This is a genomic window from Aeromicrobium sp. Leaf245 (assembly GCF_942548115.1).
Classification (GTDB): Bacteria; Actinomycetota; Actinomycetes; order Propionibacteriales; family Nocardioidaceae; genus Aeromicrobium.
The window spans coordinates 1274117-1295847 of the sequence record NZ_OW824151.1; the positions used below are offsets into that span (position 1 = coordinate 1274117).

Here is a 21731-nt window from a genome sequence, read left to right on the forward strand (position 1 = left end):
AGCACGAGTGCCCCGACCTGTGGTCGGGGTGGCCGTGGTGGGTGGGGTTCAGGGTCGCCAGCGGGTGTTGCGATGCCAGGTGTCTGAGCCGGGGAGCTTCCACTCGACGTGGCCGTCATCGGGATTGATCCGGCCTGACCACTGTTGGTCGTGAACTCGGTGGTGGTGGAACGAACAGAGGAGGGCGCCGTCTCTGATGTCGGTGGTCTTGGAGATGGCGTAGGGATTCAGGTGGTGGGCTTCGGTCCACCGTGAGTCGCGGTCGCATCCGGGTGCGGTGCAGCCGCCGTCTCTCTTCTCCATCGCTCGTCGGGACGACCTGTTGAAGTAGCGGTTCGCGCTGCCGAGGTCGATCGGGAGTGAGGTGCCGTTGAGGACCATCGGGACGATCTGGGCGCTGCAGGCCAGTCGCCTCGCCTCACCGGCACTGATGCGGGTTCCGTCGGAGAGGCCGGCGGCCTTCACACCTCCGACGAGGGTGTCGAGGTCGAGGTTCACGGTCACGACGGCACTCACACCACCGTTGGACGGCAGGGAGTCGGCGGGGAGGTGCTCGACGAGGGTGGCGAAGGCGTGTCCGAGGCGCTGGGGGTAGGTCTGCCCGAAGCCGATCTCGTCCATCTCGCCGGTGGCGGCGTTGACGGTGCCGACCTTCTGGTGCGGCGCGGCGAGCGCGTCGAGCGCGGTCTTGAGCATGGCGCCCTGTGCTTCGGGGAGGGTGAAGCGTCCGGTGACGGTGCCGTCGTTGTTGTCCCACATCGAGAAGCTGGTCTTCTTGCGGGCTTCGTCCTCGCGGCGGCGCAGGATCTCGTCCTCGTCGGCGTCGACCTCGTCGGTCGTCTTGCGGTAGGTCTCGGTGATCCGGGCGGCCCGACGGCGCAGGTCCTTGAGCGTCAGCTTCTGCGCATCCGTCAGGAGGGTCTCTTCGCAGCGTTCGCGCTGCTCGGCGGTGACGTCGTCGGGCAGCTTGGCCAGGGCGCGGGAGATGAGGTCGGCCTGCTTGCTGCTGATCACCCCGGAGGCGAGCGCGTTCTCGGTGAGGGTGGTCTGCTCCTCGATCCGCTGCGCGGTGTTCACCAACGCGTCGGCACCGCTGCGGTCGCCGCCGAAGTCGAAGCTGATGGTCGCACCCGTCGAGGTTCCTGTCCCCGGTCGCGGTCCGTCACCGTTGGCTGCGGCCTTGCGGGCCTTCTCGAGCACGCGTGCGGCGGCCATCTTGTGGGCCGCGACCTGGGACTCCAACCGGGACAGCTCACCGACCAGACGGCGGACCTCGCCGGTCTCCAGTCCGTCCCACGCACTCGTGGGGACCGCGGAGAACGACTCACGCGCGGAACGCACGCACGACGGCACCGGGTGGGTGTCGAGTGCGGCGACGCTCATGGTTCCTCCTGCTGATCTACCCTCATTCTAGAGGGCAGATCCGACAAGAAGCAAGCACATGTTCGAATACGTGACCAAGGTCTGATCTGGATTAGGACTTCCGGCCCGACGCGCACCGCACGCATCGCGTCGTGGCCGGAAGCGCTTCGAGTCGCCCCTCCGCGATCGGCTCACCGCAGACCTCGCACACGCCGTAGGTGCCGTCGTCGAGCCGACCCAGCGCCGCCTCCACTGCTTCGAGCCGACGTCGGGCGTTGGCGGCGGCGTGGTCGGCCTGGGTTCGCTCGAAGGCGATGGTGGAGCCCTCGGGGTCGTGCTCGTCATCGACGTTGGAGCCCTCGCGTGCGGCGACGATGCCGGCCACGTCGGCGTCGCGGACGGCGATGGCGCGCAGGAGCGACCGGCGCTCGTCGTCGAGTCGGGTGCGGTGGTCCACGTCAGGCCACCTCGCGCCGGACGCCGGCCAGGCGCAGCACCGCGACGAGCCCCGCGTCGCTGCCGGGCCAGTGCTGCTCGATGGCGTCGGCCCCCGCGTGCCGCACGACGGACCGCAGGACGAGCGCGACGACCACGACGTCGTCGGCGTACCCGACCACGGGGATGACGTCGGGCACGAGGTCGATGGGCAGGGCCAGGTAGACGAGCAGCGCGCCGAGTCGGATGCGGACGCCGCGGGGGAGTGCGGGGTCGCGGGCGAGGCGGTGGACCAGGCGCACCAGGTCGGGGACGAGGCGGACGAGGTCGCGCAGGTCGACGTCGCGGGAGTCGCGGCGCGCGGCGAGCCACAGTGCGACGACGAGCAGTAGCCAGAGCAGCACGAGGCCTCCGACGGCGGCCGCGACGATGCCCCAGGTGCTCATGAACCCACGGTAGGGCGCGAGGCGGACGGCGGGCATGATCGGAGGCATGACGCTGCAGCTGAGCCTTCCCGACGAGACGACCCGCGACCTCTTCGCCGACCTGGAGTCCGACGGCACCGCCACCCTGCACGTGTGGGACTTCGCGGGGAAGCCTCCCGCCGACGTCGTGCTCGATCTCGCGGTCCGTCCGTACCAGCTCACGGGCGACCTGTCGGTGCTCGACGTCGAGCGGGTGAAAGCGGTGCAGGCGCAGTCACTCGGCTACGACGACGCGATCGGAAACGTGCCCGACGGCATCACCTGGTGCAACGCGGTCGACGTGCACGAGGCGCCGACGGCCGAGCTGGCGGTGGCCATGACGCTGGCGTCGCTGCGCGGCCTCGACGACTTCGCGCGCAACGCGACCCGCTCCGAGGGACGGTGGAGCAAGGACGAGGCGCGCCCCGGTCTGCTCGGCAAGCGCGTGATGCTGCTGGGCGTCGGCGGCATCGGCGAGCAGGTGGCGGCGCGGCTCGACGGCTTCGGCGTGGAGATGGTGCGCGTGGCGTCGAGTGCGCGTGACGACGAGCGTGGCCACGTGCACGGCATCGACGAGGTGCACGACCTGCTGGCCGACGTGGACGTCGTGATCGTCGCCGTGCCGTACGGCGACTCCACCCACCACCTCGTCGACGACGCATTCCTCTCGGCCATGCGCGACGGCGCGCTGCTGGTGAACGTCGCGCGCGGCAAGGTGGCCGACACCGACGCCCTCGTGCAGCACGCCGCGTCGGGCCACGTGCGGCTGGCGCTCGACGTCGTGGACCCCGAGCCTCTTCCCGACGACCACCCGCTGTGGACCACCCCCGGCGTCTTCATCGCGCCCCACGTGGGCGGTGCGGTGGCCACCCGCCTCGAGCGCATCGAGCCCCTCGTGCGCGAGCAGGTGCGTCGGCTCGTGGCGGGGGAGCCGCTCATGAACCAGGTGGACGTCTCCTGACCCGCCTCGGCCGTGAGAGGTAGGTAGGCCGCGGAATCACGCCGAGCGGTAGGTGGGTCGCGGATAAGGGCCGTCATACCGCGGATGGTCTACCGCCGGGGGCGCTGGTTCCGCGGGCTCCCTACCGACCGGCCGGTCACTCGGCTGGCGTCCCTGGGATCCCGACGTACGGTGGAAATTGAAGGTTTGACCACTTCCCACCCACTTCAGGAGGACCTGTGCAGCAGCGCACCATCGGACCCGTGACCGTCAGCGCGATCGGCCTCGGCGGCATGCCGATGTCCATCGAAGGGCGGCCCGATCGCGAGCGCTCCATCGCCACGATCCACGCCTCGCTCGACGCCGGCGTGAACTTCATCGACACCGCCGACGCGTACCACCGCGACGCGGGCGAGGTCGGCCACAACGAGTCGCTCATCGCCGAGGCGCTCAAGAGCCACTCGGGCGGCCAGGACGTGCTCGTCGCGACGAAGGGCGGCCACCTGCGCCCCGGCGACGGCTCCTGGACGCAGAACGGACGCCCCGAGTACCTCAAGGAGGCGGCGAAGGCGTCGGCGCAGCGGCTGGGCGTCGAGTCGATCGGCCTCTACCAGTTCCACCGCCCCGACCCGGACGTCCCGTACGCGGAGTCCGTGGGCGCGCTGAAGGAGCTTCTCGACGAGGGCGTCATCCAGCACGCAGGCATCTCGAACGCCACGGTCGCGCAGATCGACGAGGCCAACCAGGTGCTCGGCGGCAAGCTCGCGTCGGTGCAGAACCAGTTCAGCCCGGCGTTCCTGTCGAGCCGTGACGAGCTGAAGCACTGCGCCGAGATCGGCGTCGCGTTCCTGCCGTGGAGCCCGTTCGGCGGCATCAAGAAGGCCGGCGACTTCGGCTCGGACCACTCCGCGTTCCAGCAGGTGGCCGACGCCCGCGGCGTGAGCCCCCACCAGGTCGCGCTCGCCTGGCACCTCGCCCAGGCGCCCGTCGTCGTCCCGATCCCCGGCGCCTCGCGTCCGGAGTCGGCGAAGAACTCCGCCGAGGCCGCCGACCTCGAGCTCACCGACGACGAGCTCCAGACGATCGAGTCCGGCCTCAGCGCCTGACCCGAAGCACAGCCCGACGCGGCCCTCGACCTCACGCAGGTCGGGGGCCGCTTCGCGTCTGGACGGTTGTCGGATGCATGGCCGGGTGCAAGGGTGGCCGGATGACCTCAGGGAGCGACGACGCGCAGGACGAGCTGAACGGGCTGCTCAACGGGGCGGTGGGATTCGCCGAGCAGACCTTGCAGCGCTACGGCGAGCTGTACCCGTTCGGGGCGGCACTGGACCGGGCGGGGGAGCAGCGTCTGCTGGGCGCCGACCCGGACGAGGGCGACCACCCGGACTCGACGTCCGTGCTCGGGGCGCTCTACGCGGGCGCCGGGGCGAACGCCGACGAGCTGCGCGCCGTCGCATTCGTGGCCGACGTTCTGCTCGACGGTGCGGACGCCCTCCGCGTGGAGCTCGAGCACAGCGAGGGTGCGTGCCTGGTCGTCCACCTGCCCTACCGCCTCGAGGGCGATGGAGATGCACGGGAGGTCGTGTTCGGCGACCTGGTCGCGCACGAGGCGGGTCCGAAGATCTGGGGCCAGGCCTGACGCCGTCGACCTGTCGGCGCCCATGACACCCTGACCCCGTGCCCGACCTGACCATCACGCCGGAGATTGAGCGCGCGCTCGAGCTGCTCGAGTCGGGCAGCCACCTGTTCCTCACCGGCAAGGCGGGGACGGGCAAGTCGACGCTGGTGCGCCACTTCCTCGCCACCACCGAGCGTCGGGTGGTGGTGGCGGCGCCCACGGGCATCGCGGCGCTGAACGTCGAGGGCTACACGATCCACCGGCTGTTCGGCTTCCGTCCGACGACGACGCTGGACGACGTGCGCTCCGGCGACTACCGGCCCGGTCGCTTCACGAAGGCCATCCGGGGTCTGCAGACCTTGGTGGTCGACGAGGCGTCGATGGTGCGGGCCGACGTGCTCGACATGGTGGAGGCGGCGCTCCGACGCTTCGGTCCCCGCGAGGGCGAGCCGTTCGGTGGCGTGCAGGTCGTGCTGGTCGGCGACCTGCTGCAGCTGCCACCGATCGTCGGCGATCGCGAGACGGAGTACTTCCGCACGCACTACGAGACCGAGTACTTCTACTCCGCACACTGCTTCAGGCGCGACGCGTTCCCGACCGTCGCGCTCACCACCGTGTTCCGGCAGCTCGGCGACGACCGTCTGACGTCGCTGCTCAACGCGGTGCGTGAGGGCGTGCTCCTCGAGGCCGCGCGGGCGGAGCTGAACACCCGCGTCGACCCCGACTTCGAGCCGCCCGAGGACGAGCTGTGGCTGACGCTGGCGCCGTCGAACTCGATCGTCACGGCCCGCAACCGGCAACGTCTGGAGCGCCTGCCCGGTGACGTCGTCGCGCACGTGGCCCGGGAGAGCGGCGACGTCGGCGGCTTCGACCCGCCCACCGACGCGGTCCTGCACCTCAAAATCGACGCGCAGATCATGCTGCTCACCAACGACCCGAGCGACCGGTGGGTCAACGGGTCGCTCGGACGCATCGTCGACATGGCCATGGTCGACGGTGAGCGCGAGCTGGACGTAGAGCTGGCCGACGGGTCCGTCGTCACGGTCGGCGCGTACACGTGGGAGGTCACGCGCCCGGTGGTCGACGGCGGCTCGCTGAGCCGCGAGGTGGTGGGCACCTACACGCAGCTGCCGTGCCGACTGGCGTGGGCGATCACGATCCACAAGAGCCAGGGGCAGACGCTCGACCGGCTCGTCGTCGACCTCACGGGCGGCGTGTTCGCGACGGGCCAGGTGTACGTGGCGCTCAGTCGCGCGACGTCGATGGCCGGGCTGGTGCTAAGCAAGCCGATCGAGCCGCGGCACCTGCGCACCGACCGTCGGGTCACGCGGTTCCTCTCGGGCTCCGTCGCCCGCACCGCGCCCGACCGGTTCGCCGCCCTGGGGGTCTGCTTCGTCGGCGACGAAGGGACGTTTTCCCGGCCGCGCCCCATCGAGCTGGCCGTCGCGTTCGACGACGGTACGGCGGTGAGCACGCTCGTGAACCCCGAGCGCGACCTGGCCGACGCGCGCGCCCGGTTCGGCATCACCGCCGACGACGTGCTGCTCGCGCCCACTCTGCCCGAGGCGTGGGCGGTGCTCGCCCCGCTGCTCGAGGGCGTGACGCCGGTGGGGGTGCGGGTCGACGACGCGCTGGCCAAGGTCGACTTCGAGCTCAAGCGGCTGCAGCACGTGGTTCCGATGCCGTTCGGCGTCGAGGTGCCGTACGGCGCGCTGTCGTCCGCCGATCGCGTCGCGGACTCGTCGGGCCGTGCCGCTGCTCGTGCCCACGCGGCACTCGAGGCGTTCCTGCGGCTGCGGGAGTCGGGCGTCGCGCTCGCGTCGTCGACGCCCTTCGAGCCGGCCGAGAGCCTGCCCGACCCGAGCTACCTGCTCACCCGCGACCCCGACCTCGCGACGCCCTCGACCGACCGGCTCCCCACCCTCTCGGGGCTGGTGGAGGCGAGCATGAGCATCAGCGCCGCCCTGCTCGACGGCGCCGACGCTGCCGACGGCCCGTCGCCTCCGGCCGTGGTGGCCGACGCGGTGGTGGCGCGGCTGGCCAACGTCGCGACGAAGGCGTCACGCCTCTCCGACACGCTGGTCGAGCGTCTCCGCACCGTCGAGTCGTTGCTGGGGGAGTCGTTCGTCGACGACCTCGTCGCGTCGGTCGCGGAGGCGAACCCGTCGGTGTCGGACGTGCTGCAGCCCGGAGCGCGCGTCTGCTTCACCGGCACGGCCACGTCCCCGTCGGGACAGATGTACGAGCGCGACGAGATGGAGCGCCTCGCCCGCGACGCCGGCCTCGTCCCCGCCACCAACGTCACGAAGACGAAGTGCGACCTGCTCGTCGTCGCCGAGGTCGGCACCCAGTCGGGCAAGGCCCGCAAGGCTCGCGAGTACGGCAAGCCGGTGATCTCGGCCGAGGAGTTCTTCGCCTGGGTCGGCGTCGACTGACGCGGCCCCCGCCTAGGCTGGCACCGCGCTCCCGTAGCCCAATGGCAGAGGCAGGCGGCTTAAACCCGCCCCAGTGTGGGTTCGACCCCCACCGGGAGCACGACATCATCTGCGGCGGAATGAGGTAGGGACGGATTGCCGTCGGTGGTGGACTGTGAAGCCCCACAGAGTCCGCGCCGCGCCGGAAGGAACGCGAACCTATGGGCGCGCGAGGGTCATCGCGCTGATCGACCTCTGCCGATGATCGATGCGACGATCGGGCCATGACTTCTCTAAGTGAACGCGCTCGCGAGCAGGTGTCTGCGACGGCCAAGGAACGCGAAGGAGTTCAGTGTCCGCGGGGCGGGCCTCGAGTTTCCGATAGCGCGTCGCGGTGGGAGCTGCTCGGGGAACTGGAGAGCGCCTACGGCTTCATCGCCGAACTTGCCGAGAGAGTGGAGCGGCTTGAGGCCGAAGCCGAGCGTGCTGGATAGACGGTCGCTGGCCATCGATCGAGCATCACTCTAGCGGGATTCGCAAACAGGTGAACATCTGGATGACTTCCCGATGCGAACGCATCGAGTCTCGCGAATGCACCGTGGCGCATCTTCTCGCACCGTGGTGGAATGAAGCCATGTCATCGCTGCATGCTGGGACCGCATCATGGTCGTCTGAACCCGGATCTGGGCGAGGGCGAAGTCACGGAACTAGCAGTCGTGAGGCCTTCGATCGTTGGTTCCGCTATCCTGCTGGGTTCGCAAGCGATTACGTCGAACTTCTCCTCGATCGGTTGGATCTGACTGACGGCACTGTGATCGATTGCTTCGCTGGATCTGGTGTTACAGGCACGGCCGCGCGCAGCCGCGGCCTGAGCTTCGCGGGGATCGAAGCGCATCCCGCCGTGGCGGAACTTGCGACCCTCAAGCTCGCGCCGACGGCCACGGGTCAGCAGGTCCGGGCCCTTGCTAGCGAGTTGGCGACCAAGGTTCGCGGCGGGACTGGCACGAGGGCGAAGGCAGGCGCCAACATCGGAGACACAGAGCCTGATCTCGTTCGACGAAGCTTCTCTCAGGAGACGTTGGCATCCCTAATTGCGCTGCGGGATCCGATCAAGCAGCGCATCGACGAGCCGGCCGCGCTTTACGCGAAGTGGGCACTTCTAGCGACCTTGCGAGACGTTGCCAGCGTCAAGGTCGGATGGCCATATCAGCGCCCTGGCGTTGCGCGGCAACCTCGGCATAGGGATCCGGTCGCCCGTTTCGAGACCCGCGCGAACCTGATGGCCGACGATCTCGAAGCCACCGCTGGGTCACCTACGCCATCGAAGAAGATTTCGGCCCAGGTGATAGTCGGAGATTCTTCCGACCCTGCGGCCTGGAGCCAGATGACTGAGCGAGGCGTCGCGTGCGTCGCGTCACCGCCGTACCTCAATAACTTTGACTATGCGGACGCCACTCGGCTCGAGCTCTTCTTCTGGGGAGATGTTTCGACATGGGGTGACATGTGCCGGGAAGTTCGAGCGGACATGTTGACGGCGACCACGCAACAATCTTCAGTGGGCGCAAAGGAGACTGCGCTCAAGGAACTGCGCGGGCGGTCGAGTGACTCTGTCGGTCCGGTCAGCGAAATAGTCGCGCTCGTCGATCGGATGGTCGAAACAAGACTGAAGCGCGAGAAGCGGTCGAAGGAGTACGACCAGGTCGCCCCTGCGTACTTTCTCTCGATCTGGGACATCCTCGAAAATCTGTACCGACAGTTGCGAGAGGATGCCACGGCCCTTTGGCTGATTGGCGACAGTGCCCCCTACGGGGTCTATATCGACACCCCGCGCATCATCGGTGAGCTTGCGGAGATCGTTGGTTTCTCGATGATGGACGATGTCCGCCTTCGAGAGCGGGGAAACCGTTGGGGACAGAATGCGGACCGCCACAAGGTTCCTCTGACGGAGCGTCTGATCGTCCTCACGAAACCGGGCTGACGGGTGAACCCACAGTGTCTGAAGGAACAAGTCTCCTGCCGAGTGCGACGCGGTAGGTTGAAGGCATGGAGAACGGCGAGCAGGCACTGCGGCTGCTCATTGAGTTGCAGCGACACGACCTCGAGGCGTCCGATGATTCGGAGCACTCCGGCGTAGCATCGGCCAGCCTGCTGGCCGCACTGATTGAGACCGAGTTCGACCTCCCTGCCGCAATCCTGGGTATCGCCCGTGGCGCTTGAAGTCAGTGTCGTGAGCGCCGCTACTGGCGGTCTCAAGATCATCGACCGCATCCCAGCGGACCGCCCCTGCCGCCTAGAGGGCCAAAATGGTATCGGCAAATCGGCGCTCATTCGCGTTCTGGTGCTTCTTGGCGGCCAGCAGCCGTATCGATTCGATGCTGCGGCTTGGCAATCACTTCGAGACCTCATCGGACCGACAGTGATCCATATCGAGGGCCTCGTAGGTAGCCACCGGACAGCTCGCGTTCAGCTAACTCCCGATTCCTGGCCCTCCAAGCCCGCCGACGTGATCGGTGACTGGCTCGGATCTCTTGAGCTAGATGGGCAGGCGTCGCCCATCTCCAAACTCTTCGACATATTCAGCGTTATCCACTTGTCTGGCACCGAGCGACTGGCCGACACGCTCAGCGAACAGCAAGGCCGTCTCGGAACCGCGCTCGCAGAGGTCGCTGAAATGCTTGATGAGCTGAATGACCAGCGTGCTGAGCTTGGAGAGGTCGCGGAGCTCCTTCAGTTTGCTTCTCCATATGAGATCGAGGCCGAACGGGCTGCATTGCACGATCTCGCAGCAGAACGCGCGAAGGTCGCTGAGGAACTAGGGGTGGCGAAGCCCCTCACCGACGATCTCCAGCGCGCTCACTCGCTTCAGGTTCTTGTAGAGGCGGGAGATGCCGCCGAGCACGCTCAGAGGCTGGCGGACTTGCGAGTCGAGCTAGAAGAGGCACGCGGTCGATTAGTGGAGACGGAGCGCAACCACAACGCCGCGGTTGGCGATCTCGACAAGGGATCGAAAGCTCAGAAGGAAGCTGCGAAGCTCGAACGCCGGCTCGGCATCGTCCAGAAGGAGGAAGGTGCGCTCCTCGCCCGCCAAGAGGAACTTGCTGCCCGCATTGAGAGCATCGACATTACGGCCGACGCAGAGACATTGGATGACGCCGAGTGGAGGGCACTTGACGCCGCGTGTGTGGAGGCCGCCGGACGCCAACACGAGCTACACGTGGCCGCCGCGCGCGGTCACCGAACAGGCGCTGAGAATCGACTCGTTGACGACGTTCGGGTCGTGCTTGACGACGCAGTCGAAGAAGGACTGTCGGATACGATCCTCGCCCGAGTCGAGGATCTTGACATCACTGTCGGCGACCTGCGTGAAGGCCTCGGCTACCTCGCGGACATCGAGCCGACTGAGGAGGCTGAGCTAGCCGAAGCCAGTAGAACTGTCGTGGAACTTGGCGAGGTTAGGAGCTTGTTCGAGCGCCGCCTTACCCTGGCAGCGGAGCGGCAGAAGGTGCTGAAAGAGCTGGAGAAGTTCGAACCCGATGCAACGAGCCATGACGAACTTCGAGAGAACGCCAGTCAGGCTCGCGACGCACTCGATGCGGCAACCCTCGAAGTCCGGACGCTCAACTCACAGATCGGTGCGCTGAGTCGGTCGGTACTTGGTGGCGACGACGTGACAGACGTCGAGTTGATGATCGCCGACCTACTCTCCAAACATGGCGTTGAGTTGAATCGACTACCTGAGGCGCTCTCCGAAGCTCTGGGTAAGCTTCTTGAACTTCAACGCCGAGAGGCGTTCGTCGTGAATGAAATCGACCGCCTGACAGCGAATGGAATCCGCCGCAGACTGGCTAGGGAGAGTCTCCTCCGTAGCGGATCTGCGGCGTTCTCCGGTTCCTTTATCCACGCATTGGCGTCAGAACTGGCGCCTCAGTCGAGTTTGAGCGGAGACCAGGAGTGGCCGGATGAGACGTGGCAGAAACTGTCTGACCACGTTGCAGACACAAAAGACGCATTCGATCGTCTTGCCGCGGATGTTGTTGGCCTTCAGGCGATCGCAGTTGGCAATGCGCCGAAGATGCCAGCGTCGCGGATGGGTGGTGCAGTTCGAGCCGTAGTCGAAGCGGGAGCGTTGGCAGAGTTGTCCGCCCGTCCCATTGCTGAGGCGCTGTTCGACGGAGGTACGGTCACGCGCGTGCACCTCGACGAAGACTCGTCAACAATTACCTGGACTACGAAGTCGGGCGAAACCAGGACGCGGCCAATGTCTGCATTCTCTTCCGGTGAGCAAGCATTGGGATTCATGCGCGCTCGCTTGCAGCAGGTGGCTGATCAGCCGGCCGACAACCGTCTAGTCTTCCTCGACGAGTTTGGTGCGTTCATCTCGGCCGATCGACGTCGACCGCTGGCGGATCTGCTATCTAGTGACGAATTGAAGGAACTCACCGATCAGATAGTCGTGGTTCTCCCCCTTCAAGTCGATTACGCGGACGCAATTGACGAGACCACGGGCGAACTTCGCGTCACATACTCAAGACGGGTCGAGGCGATCGATGAGCACGGCTACTTCACAGAGGTACTGCAGTGATCGACGAACAGAATCTGTTCGGTGTTCGCATCCCGAACGATTTGGCTGCACGGCACCGGCTGATCAATAGCCTGACTAAGAACTGGTCAGCTCTCATGGGACGCCCCCCGGGCGACCTCACCGGGGATCTGGAGGCGATGGCTGGAGTTTTCGGATCTGGGGTTAGCCCCAAGTCAATCAAAGCCCGGGTCTACGAACTACCGCATGCTGATGAACAAAGCCTCGAGCTAGAGGGCACCATCCTCATGATTGTTGATGGGTCGGCTCTGATCACTCCGGAGGGTCGGATCCTTCTTGATGTACTTCTTGACGCGCAGGTTGCGCTCTTAGGTCTAGACATTGAGCGCCAGCTTGGAGCGGTGAATGCCGCGGTCGCGGCCAGAAGCGAATGGCACGCGCGTTGGCTTCGGAAGCAGTTTGAGTCAACGATTAGCGCGCCAGTTCTCGGCGCAGCACTCTTTCTGTTGATCAATGGGTCAATCGGAGCGGATCGCGCACTTCTTCTGTCGAGTGATGCCCAGGTCGACCGGGAACTGGGTGAGACAGTGTTGCCCTTGATCGCAGGATTCAGCGAGCTGCTTGGTGGCCGAGAGCCGGATACTTATGGCGGTATTCGGGGTCACTGGGCGTTCAGCCAAGTGTCCCGGCTGCTTGGCCGTGACGTGGCACGCGAGAAGGGTGAACGGGGCGCCAAGATCTTTGTCCGCACCGGGAGGGACAAGCACCTTCTCGATCAAATCGCCAAGCGTCTGGACAAGCTCGATCCGGCAGGACCGCGACTTCACGTCGCTGTAACCAGCTTCATCGACGCCTATCGACGCAACAGGGGAGTGCTCGCCTCAATGGGTCAGATGCATGAGGATCCGACGGCAACCCGGCGGATCGCAGAAAGGCTGATCGGTCCTGGGGCGACGTCCTGATGCGGCCTCCAGGTATCGACTTCCTGACTCAGCTCATCGCCGACCATCAGAAGGATCGTCGAGGGGGATCTCTACTTGTCCCCTGCCTTCACGAGCATCTTGACGAGGACATCCCCCTTCTCCATGCGGGTGCGAAGCGGTGTGGTGGGACGATGTTCGTGCTCAACCGGTCTGAGAAGGACTGGGAGGCGCCGAACGGCCCAATCTCTAACGACCGTCACGACCTGGTCATGGGCCTGCTTGATTCTGCGACGGCAGCAAAGATCCTGCCTGCGAGTGTCGTTATTGAACTCGACGCGGACAATCGCGTCCAAGCCCGGCTAGCGGGGCATACGACTCCCATCGAACCGTCGTTGCTACCGATACTCCGTGCGGCAGCGGTCGTGGCAAGCAACGCGTATGACGAGCACAGTCTCGTACTGATGGCGGTCGAAGTTGCGCCGACAGATGCGAGTCGGCGTCCACTGCTGTGGAACTTGTTGAATTTCGACCCAGTCGATCTCAATATCAACGGATCTGGGACCACAATTGTCCCCATCCTTGGTGCTAGCCTCGACCCGCAGACTGACTACATGCGAACTCCACCAATTCGTTATGTCATCCGGTGGGATCGAGTTCTGAGGCGCTCGACGGAGAGTCAGGACATTGCGGTCACGAGAATCGCCGCCGTTAACGACCGTCCTCTCGTGCTCTTCCTCGGGGCAGGCGCGTCCGCATCATCAGATATCCCTCTCGGAAACCATTACCGAGACGTTGCTCTCGAAGATCTAGTTGGCCAAAGCACGGACAAAACCGTTGCCGCCGAAAAACTGTTCGATCTTCTTCATGACCGGGGTCACCTCCTCGCAGGCGAGGACTCACTTGACGGCTTCGTCGAAACCCTGACGTTGGAGCGAGTGCTACTTGAGACGTTCAATCAACTCGGCTTCCGGCCTCGGACAGACGCACCAGTCATTCAAGAGATCATCAATGATTGCGACACTGCACTGGGGTACGTGCGGCCCGGTCGCAAGGCCCTTCGGCAGTTGGCGAAGGATCTACCTGGCCGTCTCATCGTGATGACCGTTAACTTCGATCGGCTGATCGAGGACGGCCTGCCAGTCGACCACTCCCTCTTTTTTCGGCCTGAGGACTACACAGATTCCACCAAAGTCGCTGATCTAATTAGCTACGCCAAGGGCGACAGCAGCAAGCCTATGCCGATTCTGAAACTGCACGGGTCGATCGTCGACCCGGACTCTCTAATCGCGACTATCGATACTACGTCCGCTGGCTTGCACGACGACGTCCTCGCAGTGTTGAACCAGTTGCTCGACGAGACTGACAAGCCGCTTCGGTGGGTCTGGGTGGGATGTAGCATGCGGGATCGTGACATGAATCGATGGCTGGGCGGCTTAGGGGCGAATGCACTCGACGAGTGGTGGGTCGATCCGCTTCCCGGCGCCTCGCTCGATTCCTTCTTTGATGAACAGCGCTCACCGCGTTGGTCTCCGTTGGGGATGACGTTGCAGGACCGCTTGATCATCGACAGCGCAGATGGCTTCCTTCGAAAGCTCTCGGACGAGGTTGGAGGCATTTAGTCGAGTGCATGTGGGACGGACGTGGAATGACCTCTCGGCTGGGAAGCGGCCGTGGAACAGTTCCGGAGGTGCAGCTTTCAAAGGCGTCATTACTGGTCGGTTCGGGCCGAACGCTGACTTGCTGTTTCCAAGCCGCAGATCGAGACAATCGACGTCTTCCTCGAGAAGTTCCGGTCGTCCGGGCAGGACTCCGACGTCTGGGACTGAGTCCCGGAGATCGGCCCGGACTTCGGGGTGCCCTTGCCCGGCCGCCCCCGACCTCCGGGCATCAGGCGGCGACCCCCTCCGGGCCGTCGGTGGCGAGCTCGTCGTGCTTGACGTTGAGCAGGAGCCAGATGATGGCCGAGGCGGTCCAGATCATGAAGGCGCCGACGAGGAACGCGTTCGTTGCGCCCTCGGTGAAGGCGGCCTGGCCGATGAGTTCGTTGAGGCGCTCCGCGACGTCGGGCGCGGGGGCGCCCCCTGAACCTGACGCCGCCTGGATGGCGCCGCCGATGTCCTCGCCACGGTTGGTGGAGAAGTGCAGGGCCACGGTCGACAGTGCGGCCAGGCCGATGGCGCCACCCACCTGCTGCATGGTGTTGAGCACGCCCGAGCCGATGCCGGACTCCTCCGAGGGGATGCCGTGCACGGCCACGAGGGTCATGGTCACGAAGACCAGGCCCATGCCGAAGGCCATCAGGACGATGAACGGTGCGATGGCGGTCCAGTAGTTCACGTCGTCGCTCAACGACCCGCTGCCGCCAGCGATCCGCAGCAGGTTGGCGGGGCTGTCGTCGACGCTGATCCGCGAGAAGCCGAACAGGGCGATGCCGGCCAGGATGGTGCCGACCCCGGCGATGAACCGGGGGTCGATACGGGCGATCAGCTTCGACGACAGGGTGGCGCCGAAGACGATGCCGACCGTGAACGGCAGGAACGCGAAGCCGGTGTGCAGCGGGCTGTACCCGAGCACGTTTTGCACGAACAGCGACAGGAAGAAGAACATCGCGAACATGGCTGCCGGGGTGATCATCATGGAGGCGAACGCCACCGAGCGGGCCCGGCTGGCGAAGATGCTCAGGGGCAGCAGCGGGCTCTTGACGGAGCGTTCGATCACGATGAATCCGACGAGCAGCACCGCCGCGACGACCAGCGACACGATGGTCGAGGTGTCACCCCAGCCGTAGCGCTCGTCGCCGGCCCGGGAGAGGCCGAAGACCAGCGCGGCCAGGCCGAGGGTGCCGCTGAGCGCGCCCGGGATGTCGAGGGCGAGGCGCTGCGGCTTGCTCTCGGGCAGGAACCGCGGCGCGAGGAACGCCGCCACGAGGCCGATCGGCACGTTGATGAGGAACGTCAGCCGCCAGCCCTCGAGGCTGCCCAGCTCCAGCCCGGTCAGCCAGCCGCCGAGGATCAGGCCGATCGCCGCGCCCACCCCCGACAGGGCGGCGTAGACGCTGAAGGCCCGGTTGCGCAGCGGTCCGGCGGGGAAGGTGGTGGTGATCAAGGCCAGGGCGGCGGGCGCGGCCATGGCCGCGCCGATGCCCTGCAGCCCACGCGACGCGAGCAGCATCGGCTCGTTCTGGGCCAGGCCACCGAGCGCCGAGGCGACGGCGAAGACGATGAGGCCGGTGATGAAGATCCGGCGCCGTCCGTAGAGGTCAGCCAGGCGGCCGCCGAGGAGCAGCAGGCCACCGAATGCGAGGGCGTAGCCCGTCACGATCCACTGCAGGTTCGCCTCGCCGATCCGCAGGTCGGCTGCGATGTAGGGCAGGGCGATGTTGGCGATCGTCGCGTCGAGCACGACCATCAGCTGCGCGATGCAGATGATGACCAGCGCCCAGCCCAGCCTGCGGTTGGTCTCAGGCGCGAGGTCCTCCGGTTCTGTGACGTGATTCCCGGCGTCGGGGGTGGTGTCGGTCATGAGGGGTCCTTCGGGGTCTGGATGGGGGAGTGGCGCAGGACGGCGGGGAGGATCACCTGGTCGATGACGGCGGTGATCCTCTCGGGGGTGGGCACTTCGCCCATGACGAACTCGCGGTGCAGCACGATGCCGGCGAGGGCCGACCCGACGATGTCGAGGTCGACGTCGTCGCGGATCTCGCCGCGCTCGCGCGCCCGGGTGAACAGCTCCTGGGTCGCCTCGACCTTGGGGCCGAGGAACCGGGTGCGGAAGCCGTCGGCGAACTCGGCGTCGCGGCCGAGAGCCGTGAGCACGCCGCTGAAGATGGCGATCTGACGTTCGTCGGTCAGGCCTCCGCGGCCGCAGTGCGAGGCGATGAGGTCGCCGCGCAGGGTGCCGGTGTCGGGAAGGGCGGGAAGAGGGCCCTTCTGGGCGAGGACCGCCTCGAGGACGAGGCTCGCCTTGGTCTCCCACCGGCGGTACAGCGTGGCCTTGGATGCCCGAGCGGCCGCGGCCACGGCGTCCATCGTCAGGCGGTCGTAGCCGACGTCGGCGAGGACGTCGAGCGCAGCCTCGAGGATCTCGTGCTCACGCTCGCCCTCCACGCGAGGACGAGCTGCGGCTGCGGCTTCTGCCGGGGTCATGGGGCTCCTGGTGCACAGCGAAACATGGATGAAACGGAACGGTACCGTTCCATTCGATGGTACGGACATGTTTCATCGCAGCGCAAGTGCTTTACGGCAACGATCTGCCGGCGGTGGGATGAACGGCCGGGACCCGGCTCCTGCTCAGCGAGCTCTGGTCCTCGCCGGGCCCGCAGTCGGCGTGGGACCCGTCGGCTACGCGTCCCGCCGACGTCGACCGACGGTCAAGGCGGCTCCGGCGAGGAGGAGCAGGGCACCGAGAACCGGGAGGGCGAGATTCGGGCCACCGGTCTCGGGGAGGGCCGAGGCGGCGGGGTTGCCGGGAGTGCCGTTGCCGCTGCCCGCACCGCCGGCCCCACCATCGGTCCCGTCGCCACCGTCGATCGGATCGGTGCCGTCGCCACCGTCAACCGGATCCGTGCCGTCGCCGGGGTCGGTGCCGTCGCCGGGATCGGTGACGGCGGGGTCGTCGTCGACGATCGTCACCGTCGCGCCGGCGTCACCGAGGGTGGCGCCACCAGTGGCGTTCGTCAGGCTGAGCGCGATGGTCTCGTCCGGCTCGTCGACGTCGTCGTCGGTCGTCTGGACCGTGAAGGTCCGCGAGGTGACGCCGTCGGCGAAGGTGAGGGTGCCGGTGGTGGGGGTGTACCCGTCTGCTGCGGCGGCTCGAGCCGCCCTGGCGGTCGGGTCGTCGGTCGCGTAGGTGAGCGAGACGCTGCCGTCGCTCCCACCGGTGCGGGTCACGGTGATCGTGGCTGCCTCACCCTCCTGGACGGGGTAGTCCCGGGCTGAGAAGCCGAGGGTTCCCGGCTCGGCCGGCGGCTCGGTCTCCTCCTCGTCGTCGTCGGTGATCGTGAGGGTCGCGTCGCCGTCGCCGATGGTGGCGCCGCCGGTGGGGTTCGACAGGGTCAGGTCGACGGTCTCGTCGGCCTCCACCCGGGTGTCCTGCGTGGTGTCGACCTCGAAGGTCTTCGAGGTCTCACCGTCCGCGAAGGCGAGCGTGTCGGACGCCGACGTGTAGTCGTCGGAGTCGGCGGTCCCGTTGCTGGTGGCGTAGTCGACGGTCACGTCGCCGTCCGTGCCACCGATGCGCTCGACGGTGACGGTGGCGGTGCCGCCCTCGTCGACATCGGTGTTGGTGACCGCGAAGCCGACGGTCCCCGGCTCCACGGGGGGCTCGGGCTCCTCCTCGTCGTCGTCGATGATGGTGACGGTCGCATCGGCGTCGTCGAGCGTGGCGCCACCGCCGGGGTTCGACAGCTCCAGGTCCACGGTCTCGTCGGACTCGACGGAGGTGTCCTGGGTGGTCGCGACCGTGAAGGTCTTGGTCGTGTCACCGTCGGCGAAGGTCAGGGTGCCCGAGGCCGACGTGTAGTCGCCGGACCCTGCGGTCCCGTTGCTGGTGGCGTAGCCGACGGTCACCTCGCCGTCGGATCCGCCGGTGCGCTCGACGGTGACGGTCGCGGTGCCGCCCTCGTCGACGTCAGTGTTGGTGACTGCGAAGCCGACGGTTCCCGGCTCCAGGGGGGGCTCGGGCTCCTCGTCGTCGTCGATGATCGTGACGGTCGCGTCGTCGCCGCCGAGGGTGGCGCCCCCGGTGGGCTTCGACAGCGTCAGGGTGACGGTCTCGTCGGACTCGACCGCCGTGTCCTGCGTGGTCGCGACCGTGAAGGTCTTGGTCGTCTCACCGTCCGCGAACGCGAGCGTGCCGGTGGCGGGGGTGTAGTCGCTCGATCCGGCGGTCCCGTTGCTGGTGGCGTAGTCGACGCTCACGGAGCCGTCGGTCCCGCCGGTCCGCTCGACGGTGACGGTCGCGGTGCCGCCCTCGTCGACCTCGACGTCCGAGGTCGCGAAGCCGAGAGCGCCCGGCGCCGGCGGTGCGGTCACCTGGACGACCGCCGTCGCCGCGTCGTTCGTCGGATCGGGGTCTACGCCGAGGCCCTCGACGGTGGCGGTGTTCGACACCGTGCCCGCCCGGGTGGCGGTGACGACGATCTCGACGGTCTTCGACGTCCCGCCGAAGATCTGGCCCAGGTCGCAGGTCACGGTGCCCGAGGCATTCGTGCAGGCGTCCGACGTGCCCTCGCGCTTGAAGGTCACCCCGTCGGGCAGCTCGTCGATCGCCGTCACCCTGAAGGCCGCCGTGTTGGCCGGCCCCGCGTATCCGACCTCGAGCTCGTACGTGATGTCGTCGCCGACCTCTGCCTGCAGCACACCCGCGGACTTGCTGATGGACAGGTCGGCCGGGGAGTTCGGGTCCTGCACGAGCGTCGACGCCGTGGAGGAGTTGTTCGTCGGGTCCGGGTCGGCGGTATCGCCAGCGACCGTCGCGGTGTTGGAGACCCGACGCACCACGTCGGAGACGACGACGATCTCAGCCGTCTCGGTCGCGCCGGCGGCGACGGTGCCGAAGTCGCACGTCACCACCCGCTGCAGGAAGTCAGGCTGGCAGGCCGACGACGTCCCGGCGGACTTGAAGCGCGTCCCCTCCGGCAGCACGTCGGTCGCCTCGACCTCGGCCGCAGCATCCGTCCCGTTGTTGGTGACGGCGATCTCGTAGACGAGGTCGGCGCGATACACCACCCGCGACGGCGCGGTCTTCACGATGGACAGGTCCGTCGGCGGCGGCGGGGTCCGGACCACCGTGGTCGCGGTGGAGGAGTTGTTGGCCGAGCTCGGGTCGTCCAGGTCGCCCTGGATCGTCGCGGTGTTGGACACCGTGCCGACCTGGTCGGCCGTGACGCCGATGGTCACGTTCTTGATCCGCCCGGGCTCGTAGTCACCGGCGTCGCAGGTGACGGTGCCCGCATCGTTCGTGCACTCCGGCGAGGTCGTGTCGGGGTCGAAGGTGACCCCGTCGGGCAGCACGTCGGTGATCGTGACGTCGCTCGCGGTGTCGGGGCCGGCGTTGTAGCTGCCGATCTTGTAGAGGAAGCCGTCGCCGTCGTCCACCCGGGTGGGGGCCTGCACGGAGACCGACAGGTCGGCCGAGGGGTCGGTCGGCGGCGGCGGGTCGGCCGCCTCGACCACGGTCGAGATCTCGATGGAGTCGTTGTCCGGGTTCGGGTCGGTCTGAGCGGGCCGGAAAAGGCTCGCGGAGGCGACCTGGTCCCCGACCTTCAGGGGTCTCGCCACGATGGTCGCGCTCTCGGTCGCGCCGGCGGCGAGGTCGCCGAAGTCGCAGGTGACGGCCGTGGCGCCGTCGATCGTCGTCCGGCAGAACGACGAGGTCTTGGCGAGGTCGAGGACGACGTCGTTGCCGAAGACGTTGCGCACGAACACGTCGGGCTTGACCGACGTCGCCGCGGTGCTCGAGTAGTTGCTGACGTCGAGCGTGTAGGTGAGGTCGGAGCCGGACTTCACCGGGTTGGGAGCTCCGGTGAGCGTCAGGCCGAGATCGACGCCCGGGGGAGGGGGGACGTTGACCGAGTAGGTGGCCGGGGCGGACCTGGTCTGCGGGATCTCGCCGTACCGGTCGTCGAAGATCGCGACGATCGCGTGGTCGGTGCCGTAGGGCAGCGAACCGGCCCGGACGCGCTTGACGTACGTGCCGTTCTGGGTGCTGTCGATGAAGTCGCCGGTGATGTTGGAGCACGGGCAGGCTCCGGGCGCGTTGGGGCTCGTCGATCCGTTGGCCCTGGTGTAGTCGACGAAGCGGATGTTGCCCACCGGCGTGACGCCCGTGGAGGTCGTCACCTTGGTGGTCAACGTCACGATCGTGTCGGGGTCGACCGGACCGCTGGGGCTCGCGGTCACCGTGACGTTCGCCGAGACCGGACCGCCCGGCCACGTGGCGGTCACGAGGCCACGGCCGTCCTTCTCGCCCTGGATGTCGAGACGGTCGGTCGGGAGGGGATAGGCGTCCACCTGGCCACCGGTCTTGGACGACGTGTCGGTGGCGCGCGGCGTGATGTAGCCGCTGCCTCCGCCGCCGCCCGAGGGGTTGACGGCGAAGACCACGTCGCTTCCACCGCCGCCGAAGTAGCCGCCGCCTCCCCCGGCGCCAGGGTCGGAGATCGCGAGCGGTCCCGAGGCGCCCGACCCACCGAAGCCCCGACCGGCGCTGCCTGCTGCGCCGGGGGACCGGCCGGCCTGTGTCTGGCTGCCGCCCCCGCCGCCCGACGAGCCGACCCCGCTGTCGCCGTCGAAGCCTCTGTCGCCGCCGCCGGCACCGCCCTGGATGCATCCCTCGGTCGTGCAGCCGCTGAAGCCGCCTCCGCCGCCGGCGACGATGAGGCGGTCGAGCAGGCCGTAGGTGCCCTCGCGAACGTCGGACGCGCCTCCTCCGCCTTGCGCGCCGGTGAGGAGTGAGCCGGACTCGATGGAGGTGCGACCGCTGTTGCCACCGCCGTTGAATCCGCCGAGCTGCTTCGTGTCACCTCGTGCGGGCCCGCCGACGTTGACCTGGTAGTCGGCGCCGGGCGTCAGCCTCAGCGTCCCCCGCGCCATGCCTCCCCAGTCGCGGGACTCGCGGAAGGTGCCGGACGACCTTGCGCCGTACGTCGTGAACGTGACGTTCGGCTGGTAGTACGGCGCCCTGAAGGTGTCGGTCCCGACCGTGGCGTAGCGACAGCCGGTGCCGTTCATGTCGGTGCCCGTGGCGCCGCAGAGGTTGGCGGTCGGGACGGCCGCCACCGGGGCCACGGCGGCTGCGACAGGTCGTGGCGCTGGGGCGGCCTGGGCGGGCGCCATCCACGTCATGGTCGAGGCGACGACGGCGACCGCGAGCGCGGCCGTCCTGGAGACTGCCCGGCGCTGCTTCATGCATGGTTCCGATCGCTGGTGCCGGCCCTCGGCCCACGATCGTGCGTGCGGAGGTCGACGTGTCGTGCAGGGGACGTGACGAATCACGGTCCCCGATGGAGCGCGTCGACGTGGTCAGGCTAGTCG

The 21731-nt window shown here is 67.5% G+C and carries 15 protein-coding genes and 1 tRNA gene; 10 read left to right on the top strand and 6 right to left on the bottom strand.

Features of this window, described 5'->3' with window-relative positions:
• Nucleotides 1-48: 48 nt before the first annotated feature.
• The 3 genes from NBW76_RS06345 to NBW76_RS06355 all read right to left on the bottom strand — a co-directional run bounded on the left by NBW76_RS06345 (nucleotide 49) and on the right by NBW76_RS06355 (nucleotide 2243).
• Nucleotides 49-1383: an HNH endonuclease signature motif containing protein gene (locus NBW76_RS06345; protein ID WP_250246821.1), complete on the bottom strand. Its 1335-nt coding sequence runs from the start codon at nucleotides 1381-1383 to the stop codon at nucleotides 49-51.
• A gap of 91 nt (nucleotides 1384-1474) precedes the next feature.
• Nucleotides 1475-1819, bottom strand: a complete 345-nt coding sequence (locus NBW76_RS06350) for a TraR/DksA C4-type zinc finger protein (protein ID WP_056553351.1) — start codon at nucleotides 1817-1819, stop codon at nucleotides 1475-1477.
• 1 nt (nucleotide 1820) lies between these two features.
• On the bottom strand, nucleotides 1821-2243 hold the full coding sequence (locus NBW76_RS06355) for a YkvA family protein (RefSeq protein ID WP_056553550.1): 423 nt from the start codon (nucleotides 2241-2243) through the stop codon (nucleotides 1821-1823).
• A gap of 46 nt (nucleotides 2244-2289) precedes the next feature.
• Between NBW76_RS06355 and NBW76_RS06360 the strand changes: the two genes are divergently transcribed.
• The 10 genes from NBW76_RS06360 (at nucleotide 2290) to NBW76_RS06405 (ending at nucleotide 14315) form a co-directional block, all read left to right on the top strand.
• Nucleotides 2290-3222 carry an NAD(P)-dependent oxidoreductase gene (locus NBW76_RS06360; protein WP_250246822.1) on the top strand — a complete coding sequence of 311 codons (933 nt, stop codon included), beginning with the start codon at nucleotides 2290-2292 and terminating at the stop codon, nucleotides 3220-3222.
• A 218-nt stretch (nucleotides 3223-3440) separates the two neighbouring features.
• A complete protein-coding gene (locus NBW76_RS06365; protein ID WP_056553345.1) occupies nucleotides 3441-4307 on the top strand; it encodes an aldo/keto reductase in 867 nt (288 codons plus the stop codon).
• A gap of 101 nt (nucleotides 4308-4408) precedes the next feature.
• Nucleotides 4409-4840, top strand: a complete 432-nt coding sequence (locus tag NBW76_RS06370; RefSeq protein ID WP_156364719.1) for a hypothetical protein — start codon at nucleotides 4409-4411, stop codon at nucleotides 4838-4840.
• A 38-nt stretch (nucleotides 4841-4878) separates the two neighbouring features.
• A complete protein-coding gene (locus tag NBW76_RS06375; RefSeq protein WP_156364718.1) occupies nucleotides 4879-7254 on the top strand; it encodes an AAA family ATPase in 2376 nt (791 codons plus the stop codon).
• A gap of 27 nt (nucleotides 7255-7281) precedes the next feature.
• Nucleotides 7282-7354: transfer RNA gene (locus NBW76_RS06380), tRNA-Leu, on the top strand.
• Nucleotides 7355-7867: 513 nt separating this feature from the next.
• Nucleotides 7868-9211, top strand: a complete 1344-nt coding sequence (locus tag NBW76_RS06385; RefSeq protein ID WP_200932651.1) for a DNA methyltransferase — start codon at nucleotides 7868-7870, stop codon at nucleotides 9209-9211.
• A 65-nt stretch (nucleotides 9212-9276) separates the two neighbouring features.
• Nucleotides 9277-9450: a hypothetical protein gene (locus NBW76_RS06390; RefSeq protein ID WP_156364717.1), complete on the top strand. Its 174-nt coding sequence runs from the start codon at nucleotides 9277-9279 to the stop codon at nucleotides 9448-9450.
• A complete protein-coding gene (locus NBW76_RS06395; RefSeq protein ID WP_156364716.1) occupies nucleotides 9440-11815 on the top strand; it encodes a hypothetical protein in 2376 nt (791 codons plus the stop codon). The genes NBW76_RS06390 and NBW76_RS06395 overlap by 11 nt, the downstream gene beginning before the upstream one ends.
• Nucleotides 11812-12735: a hypothetical protein gene (locus tag NBW76_RS06400; RefSeq protein WP_156364715.1), complete on the top strand. Its 924-nt coding sequence runs from the start codon at nucleotides 11812-11814 to the stop codon at nucleotides 12733-12735. Before NBW76_RS06395 ends, NBW76_RS06400 begins: the two co-directional genes overlap by 4 nt.
• 152 nt (nucleotides 12736-12887) lie before the next feature.
• Nucleotides 12888-14315 carry an SIR2 family protein gene (locus tag NBW76_RS06405; RefSeq protein ID WP_162239204.1) on the top strand — a complete coding sequence of 476 codons (1428 nt, stop codon included), beginning with the start codon at nucleotides 12888-12890 and terminating at the stop codon, nucleotides 14313-14315.
• Nucleotides 14316-14583: 268 nt separating this feature from the next.
• Here the strand turns inward: NBW76_RS06405 and NBW76_RS06410 are convergent, their stop codons facing one another.
• The 3 genes from NBW76_RS06410 to NBW76_RS06420 all read right to left on the bottom strand — a co-directional run bounded on the left by NBW76_RS06410 (nucleotide 14584) and on the right by NBW76_RS06420 (nucleotide 21605).
• Nucleotides 14584-16218, bottom strand: coding sequence for an MFS transporter (locus tag NBW76_RS06410; RefSeq protein ID WP_056553327.1), 1635 nt, complete (start codon nucleotides 16216-16218; stop codon nucleotides 14584-14586).
• Nucleotides 16215-16841 (bottom strand): TetR/AcrR family transcriptional regulator, encoded by a 627-nt coding sequence (locus NBW76_RS06415; protein ID WP_056553324.1) that lies wholly within the window; start codon nucleotides 16839-16841, stop codon nucleotides 16215-16217. Before NBW76_RS06415 ends, NBW76_RS06410 begins: the two co-directional genes overlap by 4 nt.
• A gap of 195 nt (nucleotides 16842-17036) precedes the next feature.
• Nucleotides 17037-21605, bottom strand: a complete 4569-nt coding sequence (locus NBW76_RS06420) for a Calx-beta domain-containing protein (RefSeq protein ID WP_156364713.1) — start codon at nucleotides 21603-21605, stop codon at nucleotides 17037-17039.
• Nucleotides 21606-21731: the final 126 nt, after the last annotated feature.